This is a genomic window from Microcoleus sp. D3_18a_C4, from assembly GCF_036702415.1.
In the GTDB taxonomy this organism is placed as follows: Bacteria; Cyanobacteriota; Cyanobacteriia; order Cyanobacteriales; family Microcoleaceae; genus Microcoleus.
In genome coordinates, this window is the sequence record NZ_JAUBTI010000154.1 from 1 (window position 1) to 11,640 (window position 11,640).

7 protein-coding genes are annotated in these 11,640 nt (G+C 44.8%); 2 read left to right on the forward strand and 5 right to left on the reverse strand.

Annotation, left to right across the window (positions count from 1 at the left end; all coding sequences use genetic code 11):
• Positions 1-127: 127 nt before the first annotated feature.
• The 3 genes from QUB16_RS31595 to QUB16_RS31605 form a co-directional block, all read right to left on the reverse strand.
• The gene (locus QUB16_RS31595; protein ID WP_333322218.1) at positions 128-3,970 is read right to left on the reverse strand and encodes a PAS domain S-box protein; all 3,843 of its coding nucleotides are present in this window, start codon (positions 3,968-3,970) and stop codon (positions 128-130) included.
• Positions 3,971-4,450: 480 nt separating this feature from the next.
• A complete protein-coding gene (locus tag QUB16_RS31600; protein ID WP_333322219.1) occupies positions 4,451-5,842 on the reverse strand; it encodes a malic enzyme-like NAD(P)-binding protein in 1,392 nt (463 codons plus the stop codon).
• A gap of 850 nt (positions 5,843-6,692) precedes the next feature.
• Positions 6,693-7,121 carry a hypothetical protein gene (locus tag QUB16_RS31605; protein WP_333322220.1) on the reverse strand — a complete coding sequence of 143 codons (429 nt, stop codon included), beginning with the start codon at positions 7,119-7,121 and terminating at the stop codon, positions 6,693-6,695.
• Positions 7,122-7,437: 316 nt separating this feature from the next.
• On the opposite strand from QUB16_RS31605, the gene argS reads away from it, so the two are divergent.
• The gene (argS, locus tag QUB16_RS31610; protein ID WP_333322221.1) at positions 7,438-9,195 is read left to right on the forward strand and encodes an arginine--tRNA ligase; all 1,758 of its coding nucleotides are present in this window, start codon (positions 7,438-7,440) and stop codon (positions 9,193-9,195) included.
• Positions 9,196-9,507: 312 nt separating this feature from the next.
• Here argS and QUB16_RS31615 read toward each other — a convergent pair whose 3' ends face one another.
• A complete protein-coding gene (locus tag QUB16_RS31615) occupies positions 9,508-9,720 on the reverse strand; it encodes a hypothetical protein (protein WP_333322223.1) in 213 nt (70 codons plus the stop codon).
• Between the two features lie 79 nt (positions 9,721-9,799).
• Entirely contained in the window at positions 9,800-10,822 is a 1,023-nt protein-coding gene (locus QUB16_RS31620; protein ID WP_333322224.1) for a hypothetical protein, read from the reverse strand.
• Between the two features lie 91 nt (positions 10,823-10,913).
• Here QUB16_RS31620 and QUB16_RS31625 point away from each other — a divergent pair, with 91 nt between their 5' ends.
• Positions 10,914-11,582, forward strand: coding sequence for a hypothetical protein (locus QUB16_RS31625; RefSeq protein WP_333322225.1), 669 nt, complete (start codon positions 10,914-10,916; stop codon positions 11,580-11,582).
• Positions 11,583-11,640: the final 58 nt, after the last annotated feature.

Genomic DNA, 11,640 nt, shown 5'->3' on the forward strand with positions numbered 1-11,640 from the left:
CCGTCCTTTTTGGACGGGCGGGACGCCCATCCCACAATAACAATTAAAATTGTAAGTTATTTAATTCGCGATCCTTATCAAATCCGGTCGATCGATCGGAGATGATATGATACCAATGCAACGGGTTTTAATTTATTTTTTGCTGCAGAGGAATCTCGATCGCAAATTCGGAACCTTCTCCCAATACAGAAATGCAAGAAAGCTTGCCACCGTGTTTTTCTACTATAATAGAGTGCGAAATTGCCAATCCTAGGCCAGTTCCTTTGCCAATGGGTTTAGTAGTGAAAAACGGGTCAAACAAGCGCTTTTGCACATCTTCGCTCATCCCAGAGCCGCTGTCAGCTATCCATATGGCAACGCTGTTATTGTCGGTTACTTGGGTGCGAATCGTAATTGCGAGATTTTTGGCGGTGCGATCGGATTTCTTCATCTCCATTTCCAATGCGTCTAGCGCATTGCTCAACAAATTCATAAATACTTGATTTAACTGACCGGGATAACATTCAACTAAAGGCAAATTACCGTATTCTTTAATCAGATTAATTGTCGGGTGATCGGCTTTATGTTTCAGGCGGTTTTGCAAAATCAGCAGCGTGCTTTCAATGCCTTCGTGAATGTCAACTTGTTTCTTTTCGGCTTCGTCAAGTCTTGAAAAAGTTCGCAGGCTCAAAACTATGTCGCGGATGCGATCGGCTCCGAATTTCATAGAGGCTAAAATTTTAGGTAAATCTTCAACAAGATAATCAATTTCAAAGTCTTCTCTTGCCTCTACAATTCTGGCGCTAGGCTGCGGGTATTCCTTCTGGTAAAGTTGCAGCATTTTTAGCAAGTTTTGAGTGTATTCACTGGTGTAGCTGAGATTCCCATAGATAAAATTAACCGGGTTGTTAATTTCGTGGGCTACGCCTGCTACTAACTGGCCCAAACTCGACATTTTTTCACTTTGAATTAATTGAGTTTGGGTGCGTTGGAGTTCGTGCAAAGTTTGTTCTAGCTGTTGAGCTTGAGCTTGAGCTAATCGGGCCGCTGTGCGGGTTTGGGTGTAGAGTTCGGCGTGGTCGATCGCGATCGCAATTTGAGCGACCACCGCTTGCATCAGTTCGACTTCCGATTCGCTCCAATTTCGCATCGACATAGCCTGATAGCAGGTAATCACCCCAATATCGCCTGCGGCAGTATGAATTGGCAGCGACAGCACTGAGTTAAAATTTGAAGCCTGGAAAAGTTCGCGCAATTCTACATCTTCAAAAGTGCTGACATCATCAATTCGCAGAATTTCTCGCCGCAAAATCTGTCCCACTGCGAGACTAGATTTGTCGTCTACAGGATAAGTGCCAAGCATACTCGGCAAATCTGCATTCTTCGCTTCGTAAGTTACGTCCCAAAGCGGAGGATTGGTGTTGGGGCGATACCAAGTGAAGATGCACCAATCTAGGTGCATCAGATTGCGAATTTCTTGAACGGCGGTTGCTAAAATTGTGTCTAAATCTAAAGAAGTGCGGATTTGGTTGGCAATTTGATTGAGCAGTAATTCTCGCTGAGCTTGTTGTCTGAGCGCTTCTTCCGATCGCACTAAAGTTTCTTCTGCAAGTTTGCGATCGGTTAAATCTTGGATAACTGCTTGGATCATTTTTTCATTTCCCACCTCGATGACTGTCAGCACCACTTCTGCGGGAAAATCAGTACCGTCTAAGCGCTGGTGAACCCAATCAAAACGGTGCTTTCCCCGCTCAAAGGCGATGGCTATCATTTCGTGGGCCAAGCTCAAAGAATCTTTGCCGTTGGGTTGGAAAGGAGGCGAGAGTGTGCCAGGGTTTTGGCCGTACAACTCTTGCGGGGTAGTGCAGCCGAATAGTTTTAGGGTGGCTGTGTTGGCATCGGTGATGGCATTGTCACATAACATAAAAACAGGCAAACTGGTTAATTCGTAGAGCGATCGAAATTTGGCTTCCGACTGCTGCAATGCGGCTTCTGTTTGCTTGCGATCGGTAATGTCGGCAACCATTGCCAAAGCACCCACATAGCGTCCCTGTTTATCTACCAAGGAATTAGTAGAAACCATCGCCCACAAGTCGCTGCCGTCTCGGCGACGGAACTTAAAATCGAGCTGGAGGCGAATTTCTTCACGGCGGCGGTTGAGATTGGCTTGTGCGATCGCGATGCCTTCTGCATCCATGAAAACAAATAGCGACTGTCCGATCATTTCCTCTGGGGTGCAGCCGAGCATATCGGCCATTTTTTGGTTGACAAAAGTAGTTTTATCCTCCGTATCTATCATCCAAATTCCTTCGTCTGCTGTCTCGACAATGCACCTGTATTTGTCCTCGCTTTCCCTGAGCGCTTCTTCTGCTAATTGGCGAGCCGTAATGTTTTGAGTCATTAGCAATCCGCCGATAATTTCTTGCCGTTCGTTTCTGACTGGCAAAGTATAACCGAGGTAGATGCGATCGCTGTAAATAAATTCTGTAACAACTGTTTCTCCTGCCAGTGCCGCCCGATAATTTGGCTCGACAGCAGCGCAAAAATCTGGCTCGAATACTTCCCAGATTGTCTTGCCTTGCATAAACTCTTTGGAAAGCCCCACGGCGGCTAATTCTGTACCTTCTACCAGCGTGTAGCGCATTTCTGGATCGAACAACATCACCGCACCGTTAGGAAAGTTGCTTGCCATAGTGCGGTAAAGCTGTTCGCTTTTTTGCAGCGCAGCTTCTGCTTGTTTGCGATCGCTAATGTCAATTACAACTGCACCGATGCCGATCGCCTCCTCATCTTTGTCGAGCAGGGGAAAATAAGAGCCTGTCAGGTGTCGGACAAACCCAGGCTTTCTGGGATTGTCACCACTCATCTCCATGTTAATTAAGGGTTGTTTTGTCCTCAAAATTTGTTCGTACAAAGGCTCTATTATTGGAGCGATATTCGGCAATATATCGCGTACAGTCTTGCCAATGTGTTCGGCTGGACTCAAGCAATTTATTTCTGCTAGAAATTGATTAATTTGCACGTACCGCAGTTGCGAGTCCAAAATGCAAAGTCCCGCCGGCGCTTCCTTCAAAAAGGCATCAAATAGTGATTGTCTTTCTGCTAATTCTTGTTCTAAAGCTTTGCAAGGACTGAGATCTGTTAAAGAACCCATCATCCCGACAACTCCTCCCGTATTGTCTTTCAATAGCGAAAGCATCAGGTGCGAGAAAAATTGTTCTCCAGATTTACGGCGTGTTATAACTTCTATTTCATGCTCGCCTTTTTCTTGTAGCGGTTTGATGACTTGCTCTAACAAAAACTCGTGTTCTTCGGGCGGGTAAATGAGAGAAATGTGCTGTCCGAGCGCCTCAGTTTCTTCATAGCCGTATAACTTTTGGCAGGCTTGATTCCAAATTGCGATCGAGCCGTCCATATCTGTAGAAATCACCGCTTCGTGAAATTGGTCGATAATTTGACTTTGGAGACGCAATTTGTTTTGAGTTTGTTCCAGTTCGGCGATTTTTTCTTCGAGTAGCTTCTGAGTTTTTTCCAGTTGGGCAGTCTGCTTTGCCAGCAATTTTTCTAGATGTGAATTGCTGTGCGGCGGTGCTGATTCCAGGGGAGCGCTATTTTGATCCCGATTATTAAAGATTTCTTCAACACTTAGCCAAATCGCGGACAGTCCCTCTGTTTCAATTGCCCGCTCGGAAACTCGCACGGGTACGAGATGTTGGTTTTTATGTTTGTATGCTGCTTCGCACAGGTGCGCGTGGCTATTCTTTGCTTGACATTCTAGATATTTTTCTGGGCGAGCGCACTGTGTTTGCTGAATTTCCCAGTAGTTGAGGTGGAGAGTTTCTGCAACTGTGCGGCCGATAATACTTGCAAAAGCTGGATTTACGTCGATAAAAGTCCCGTCCGTCCGGCACAATGCCAGCCCGATCGGGCACAGTTCTAACAATTGGCTGCGGGAGCGATCGCGCTTGGCTTTTCCTAACTGGCTTTGCATCTGACCTAGCTGGACTTGGTTTATTTAATTATATCTTTATTATCTTGTTTATTTTTGTGAGTTTTATCCTTGATTAAGGAAGGGATAAGAAGGAAGTTCGGCAACGATCCCTCTACGGGATTTAACAAATGTAACGGATAGATGCTGAGCTTGGAGAGAAGAAGGAAGAGATTGGAGGTTCGAGGTTCGAGGGAAGTTCGGCAACGATCGCGCGATCGGGATTTAACGGATGGATGTTGAGGAAAAAGACAAGATGGGGAAACAAAAGTGAGTAATAATCAACGGGGAGGAAGAAAGAGGGAATGAGAAGAAACCCGAAAAATCACAAAAGAAGAAGTACAAAACTGGTACAAACACCATTAATTTATACATGGTATCTTCCCTCCAACCTTCTTCCTTCTTCCTTCTTCCGACGGACATCCGTTACATCCGTTACATCCGTTACATCCGTTACATAATCCGTTGCCGAACTTCCTTCAATTAATCGCGGGCAATACCTTCGGATCGGGCGGCCAACTGCACTGCACCGGCCACTGCAATGGCAACTCTTTCGTCAAAAACAGACGGTATAATGTGCTCTTTGTCAAGCTGAGAAGGACTGACTAAAGAGGCGATCGCATAAGCTGCTTCCAAATACATACTGGGCGTAATCGTGGTTGCTTTGCAGTCCAAAGCACCTCGAAATATCCCCGGAAATGCCAAAACATTGTTAATTTGATTCGGGTAATCGCTGCGTCCGGTTGCTATGATCGCCGCATCTTCCATAATTAATTCTGGCTGAATTTCAGGAATGGGATTTGCCATTGCAAAAACAATGGGATTCTCGGCCATCGAACGCACCATCGAACGGGTGACTACGCCGGGGGCGCTGACGCCTAAAAATACATCGGCACCGGCGATCGCATCTTCCAAAGTACCGCTCGAAGCCACAGCAAATTCTAGTTTTTCTGGGTTCATATCCGTGCGGTCTTGGGAGAGGACGCCTTTGGAGTCGCACATGATGATGTTTTGGGCACCTGCTTTACGCAGCAAGCGGGCGATCGCGACTCCGGCCGCACCGGCTCCGTTAATCACTATACACACTTCTGCGATGGTTTTTTTGACGATTTTCAAGGCATTAATTAATGCTGCCAAACTGACAATCGCAGTCCCGTGCTGGTCGTCGTGAAAAATCGGAATATCTAAGGTTTCCCGCAATCTTGCTTCGATTTCAAAGCAGCGGGGAGAAGAAATATCTTCAAGGTTAACGCCGCCAAAAACCGGGGCGATATTCTGCACTGTGCGAATAATTTCCTCAGTATCTTGGGTATTCAAACAGATAGGAAAGGCGTCAATACCTGCAAATTCTTTAAATAGCATGGCTTTGCCTTCCATGACTGGCAGTGCGGCGGCAGGGCCGAGGTTTCCCAGTCCCAAAACTGCGCTACCGTCGGTAACAATGGCAACAGTATTTTGTTTGATTGTGAGGTTATAAACTTGTTGCGGGTCATTGGCGATCGCAGTGCAGATGCGGCCGACTCCTGGGGTGTATGCCATTGCCAAATCTGACTGGCGTTTGAGGGAAATTTTGCTAACTACGCTGATTTTTCCGCCGCGGTGCAAGTTGAAAGTGCGATCGTACACGTCGATCACTCTGATATCTGGCAGTCCTTTCACTGCTTGCACTATTTCTTCATTGTGTTCGAGGCTGGAGGCATCGACGGTGATATCGCGAACGGTAGTGGCACGGGTTTGCTCGATCAAGTCGATTTGGCCGAAGTTGCCGCCGACAGATGCTATAGCGCTGGTGACTCTTGCCAGCATTCCCGGCTGGTTCGGCAGAGCAACCCGAATTGTTAAACTAAAGCTGGGATTTGGTGTCAGTTTTACCATGATGTCTTGATTTGTGATTTGAGAATTTCAATCTTAGATTTTATCGCCAATGTTAGGCATAAAATTTAATAATTCAAATTTTCAACGGAAATTTTTAACAAATTCTATGAGCCTGTGGTACGATCGCTCTGCACTGCCAGGGGTGTGGCTGGAAAACTAATCTTTTTTTGAGTAAAGCTTTGCTCTGTTTCTAGCTGGTGACCAGGAATTTCTTGATGGTACCCGCCACGTGATTTATCCGTAGAATCAATCCAAAATCTAAAATCTAAAATCCTCAAGCCCCCGCATTTATCCGTAAGGTCAATCTAAAATCTAAAATCTAAAATCTAAAATCGATTGACTCTCCCACAAACAGCCTATTTTCTGTCAATTTCCCAGCGAACCGCGAATATGAAGCGCGGGGGTAGAAACCGGGTTTCTGAGGTGAACCTGCGGAACTCTTATCTATTTTTGAGAATATTTCTGCTTATTCTGAACATCAGCCGATATTCGCAAAAATCTATTTTGCAGCGATACCGCCTAATTCCTGCTGCTGTCTTTTGAAGCGAGACACCCAGGAGAGTTGATGCGGCTTTTTGGTGGGCTTTATTGGAAATGTAAAAAGTAGATGCACGGCTGTTTGAGCCGGCAGGTAAAAATCTGAGCGACTGACAAGCGGGCCTTTGATATATATTTTGTCTGGTTTAACACTTGCCAAAGATTGCGAGTGCAACCTTGCAAACGCTCTAAATTACCTGCACGCTTTGCCCGATAATTCCAGGGAGTGTAACTAACAGACAATCTACCCCGCGCCGGCACCGGCACAGCTTGGGCCGAACCGTGTTGAGTTGCTGGTTGCTAACTGTCAATTTTACCGATCGGCCGCAGCATCGGCCCATATAATTGTAAAGAATTTGCAAGCCAGACAATCCGGGGGAACTTTTTCTAAGTCTTGCAGATCGACCGGTTGCTCTGCTTCGCTGCCGGGGGGAACTATGCACAGGGCAACTTGTCCGACTCCAGCCATGAGTTCGGCAACTCGCTCCAAAATACTGTCCATTTTGTCAATTAGTTGCTCTGCTGCATCCAGACTCGGCGCGATGATGAAAAAGGTTTTGACTCCATCGGGACAGGGAGCGAAGCCAAGGGTACACTCTCGTAATAGTGCTTGGGTGGAGAGACTGAAACCGTCGTAGAAGCGAGCGATTACTGCTTGATAAAAGACGTGGGTCAGAGAGCGATCGCCAAAAATAGGTTGAGATAACATAGCTGCTTCCTTTCGTAGGATTTTTGGGTGCATTGAAAAAATTTTAACATACCTTAATGTAAGCGATTTAACAAAATGATCTAGCGATCGAGATCAGTGGCTAGATGTGATAATTTTTAATTTGTGTAGCGATCGCAACTGTGATAAAATGTACTCTGTGCTATCACGGCCAATGCTTTTGATCGCATCAGTAGCTCAAAGCTAAGTACAAAATTTCCTACTAGGTGAGGAGAGGGGGAGAGGGCCAGAGGGAGATGGGCCGATGAAAATTACGTAAGTAGTCAGAGTATTATTGGCAAAAAGTGCTGAATCTAGAGTTTAAAATAAACATCCAATCAAAATATTAAAGATGAACTCGATCGCCCAACAGTTAAAAGCAAAATTTGAAAAAGCATTCACCGCTGCATTCGGCGAAAGTTATGCAGGTGCAGATCCGATGCTAGCCGCCGCCAGCAATCCCAACTTTGGGGACTTTCAGTGCAACGCGGCGATGAGTTTGGGGAAAAAGTTAGGAAAGCCGCCACGGGCGATCGCCTCGACAATCATCGAAAACCTAGATATTACTGACATCTGCCAAACCCCAGAAATCGCCGGACCCGGTTTTATCAATTTGAAGCTGAAACCGGCTTATTTGGAAGCGCAAATTAGTGCGATCGCCGCCGACTCGCGTTTGGGGATTGAACCGGCGAAAACGCCTCAGATAATTGCGATCGACTTTTCGAGTCCGAATATAGCCAAAGAAATGCACGTCGGGCACTTGCGATCGACAATCATCGGAGATGCGATCGCCCGTACCCTCGAATTTCAAGGCCACGACGTACTCAGAATCAACCACATCGGCGACTGGGGTACCCAATTCGGGATGCTGATCGCATACTTGCGCGAAGTTCACCCCGAAGCCCTCACAACCGCTGACGCCCTAGATTTAGGAGATTTAGTCGCATTTTACCGCCAAGCAAAACAGCGCTTTGACACAGACGAAACCTTCAAAGAAACCGCCCGCCAAGAAGTAGTAAAACTGCAAGCAGGCGCCGAAGACACCCGCCGCGCTTGGAAATTGCTGTGCGATCAATCGCGCCGCGAATTCCAAGTAATATACGACTTGCTCGATATCAAATTAACCGAACGCGGCGAATCGTTTTACAATCCATTATTGCCCGCAGTAGTCGAAGATTTAACCAACTTAGGTTTGCTAGTAGAAAGTGACGGCGCGAAATGCGTTTTTGTAGAGGGTTTCACCAATAAAGAAGGGGAACCACTGCCGCTAATCGTCCAAAAAACCGACGGCGGCTACAATTACGCCACCACCGATTTAGCAGCAGTGCGCTACCGCATCCAAAAAGACAATGCAAAGCGCTTAATTTATGTCACCGATTCGGGACAAGCAAACCATTTTGCCCAAGTATTTGCAGTAGCCAGAAAAGCCGGTTGGATTCCTGATGATGTCGAAATTGTCCACATTCCCTTCGGTTTGGTATTGGGAGAAGACGGCAAAAAACTCAAAACTCGTTCTGGGGAAACAGTGCGGTTGCAGGATTTGTTAGATGAGGCGATCGTCCGCACGCGCCAAGATTTAGAAGAGAGATTAAAACTCGAAGAAAGACAAGAAACTGAGGAATTCATTGCTAACGTATCTCGAACAGTTGGTTTGAGTGCGGTTAAGTATGCCGATTTAAGTCAAAATCGCGCCAGCAACTATATTTTCAGTTACGACAAAATGCTCGCATTGCAAGGAAATACCGCTCCTTATATGCTGTATGCTTATGTGCGCGTGCAGGGAATCCGCCGCAAAGGTGAGATTGATTTCGAGAATTTAGATGCTGGTGCAAAAGTGATTTTGCAATCAGATGCCGAGTTGGTATTGGCAAAGCATTTATTGCAGTTGAATGAAGTTGTGAATGCTGTATGCGGCGATTTGTTGCCGAATCGAATTTGTCAGTATTTGTTTGAATTAAGTCAAAAGTTCAATCAATTTTTTGAACAGTGTCCGGTTTTGAAAGCTGAGGAACCGTTGCGGACTTCGCGGTTGATTTTGTGCGATTTGACTGCAAGAACTTTGAAATTAGGTTTGGAGTTGTTGGGGATTAAAGTATTGGAAAGAATGTAAGTTTTTAACTCTTGTGAAACAGGCAAGATTCCAGGCGATGTAGGGGCGGGTTCGCTAACAATAATTGCCTGAAACCAACCATCTCGAAAACCCGCCCCGGCCTGATTGCACAACCCACATATTTATCAACCTGATTCTCGGTACATAGGGATTTGTCGTTGGGGCGGGGCGGGTTTTATAGATTGTCGGTTTGAGATTGAGATTGTTGGCGAACCCGCCCCTACATTGGTAGGGAAACGACATTGCCTCACTTTTATACTTAGATCCGATCGCTGAAATTCATCGAGAAAGTAAACCTTAATTGAAGGAGAATCACTCTGCATCAATACCTTCCCACAGTTCAGAAAGCGGTACAGTCTCTCCTGTCATTGCTTCGTGCCATCCTTGACGAAAACAGTCTTCGGCTGACTTCAGCGGTTCCTCATCCGCAAGAACAATAACGCGAACTCGGTAGCCTGCAAATTTGGCTGATTGGGCGAGAATTTCTTCCCAAGTTCCCTCTATTTCTAGCAGTTGTGTTGTCATTTTTTTCATGGAATTGTGACTAAGTTTATTTTAGCGTGTGAAGAAGTGCGATCTAGTACAATGACAGTAGCTTAAGGAATTATGGAGAAGAATTTAGAATTACTTTAATACCTTTTTCCAGTCTCTGAATTTCTGTCCATTGCGAATCAATCCAGGCTCTTTCAGCCTGACGTTGTGCAGGTGTTTCTTGCTGATATCTATCTTGCTTTTCGAGAAATTCATTGTAAAATCTCAGGGCTTTAACTAAAGCTCTACTTCCCTGGTATAATCTGTCATCAAAGATTGAATTGATGCAATTATCGACCGCGGTTGAAACCTGCTTTTTGAAATTTACAACCTCTTCCCAAAAAAGATCGCCTAAACGGTATTTCGATAAATCATCCAGATCCGAAATAAGTGCAGACCTCAGTGATTGGGTATTCCCAGGCAAGTAAACATTCGGCTGCTCAAATTTATTTGCTATCTGGCTAAAAGTTGAATTCATCTGATGATTCCACACATCTTTTGTCTGCTTATCTAAATTTTGGAAATACTGGGTAAGCACTTTTAAGTTAATCGTGCTAAGGTCTTGATAAACCAGATCCAGGCTGCGCTTAATGATTTGATCTATTTCCATACAAACAAGATTCATCACGATGGGAATATCTTTAATAAAATCATCCTTTTCTTTCCAGCCAATTCCTTTTTTTTGTTTTTTTGCTGCATCAATAAACCACTTCTGTTTAACGCGAACATCAAATATTTTATCCCAATAATCTTGAGATTCAGCGAGCGCCGAACTTTGACATTGACGACCTAGTTCATTAATTCTGACATGACAGCCGCTCAGTTCCCCAAGCTGTTGCCATATTTCCTGTTTTGAAGCTTGGATAATCCCAAGTTTGCAAGTCCAAACGTCTTCAGCGCGATCGATATCGTTTCGGCATTTTTGCACAACTTTCTCAAGTCTGGTGGCTGATTCCCTCAATTCATCAAACCCAGGCTGGACAGACTTAATTACGGTTGTAGCAGATTTCTTAATTTCTAAGGATTTATCATCATCCGCCGCGACGAGAGCCGAATATTGGGCGATGTTCTGAAATGCTTGCATGAATTCGTTCATTTAAGTAATTCCACTGTAGACTGACAGAGTTAACCATAATCAGATAATATATTATAATGTGTAATATTAATCGCTATTCAGGTAAAAAAATATGGTTTTTGTGTTTCCTCCTCACATACAGGCGGGTATTATCTCCGGCACTTATGAAGTCGTGAAGAATAGTGCAGGAGTATTATTGGGAATAGCTAGAGACAGGGCAACAGGTCACTTTGTAGGTACGGCAATTGGTATGGTTGCCGAGCCGTTGTTCGCTATTCCAGATTTTGTATTAGGTGTAGCGCAAATGGTTCAAACCGATCTGATTTCTCAAGAAACTTACAGAAGACTAGATGTGATTGAGTATGGCTTAAAATCTCTTTCGGCTAATGTGGGCATTCTGTCAGCATCTACTGCCGTCATTGGTGTCGGCGTGGTGGCCATAGCGGCATTGTCAGCCGTTAACCTTCATCAGACCTTGAAAATGAGGGAAGATATTAAGGAATTGAAGCTAACAGTTACACACGGCTTTATTGATATAGCGGCACTGCTGAAAGACGAGAAAGCAGAAGTTATTGCTGAAATTAAACTGTTAGCTGAAAGCATTAATTTTGAGCAACATCGTTTAATCTTAAGTCGAGCTTATCAGAAATTCGCTCAAGCACAGAGACTAATTCAAAATGCTTTATTAATGGAAGATAAACATACCAGAAATTCTACCTTAACAAGCGCACAACACATTTTAGCTAATGCTTTAGCTGACTATAAGCTGTTCGACATCTAAACTGCATTAACTAAGTTACCTTTATTGTTTATTTTTCGGTTCCATTTCATAATTAGTT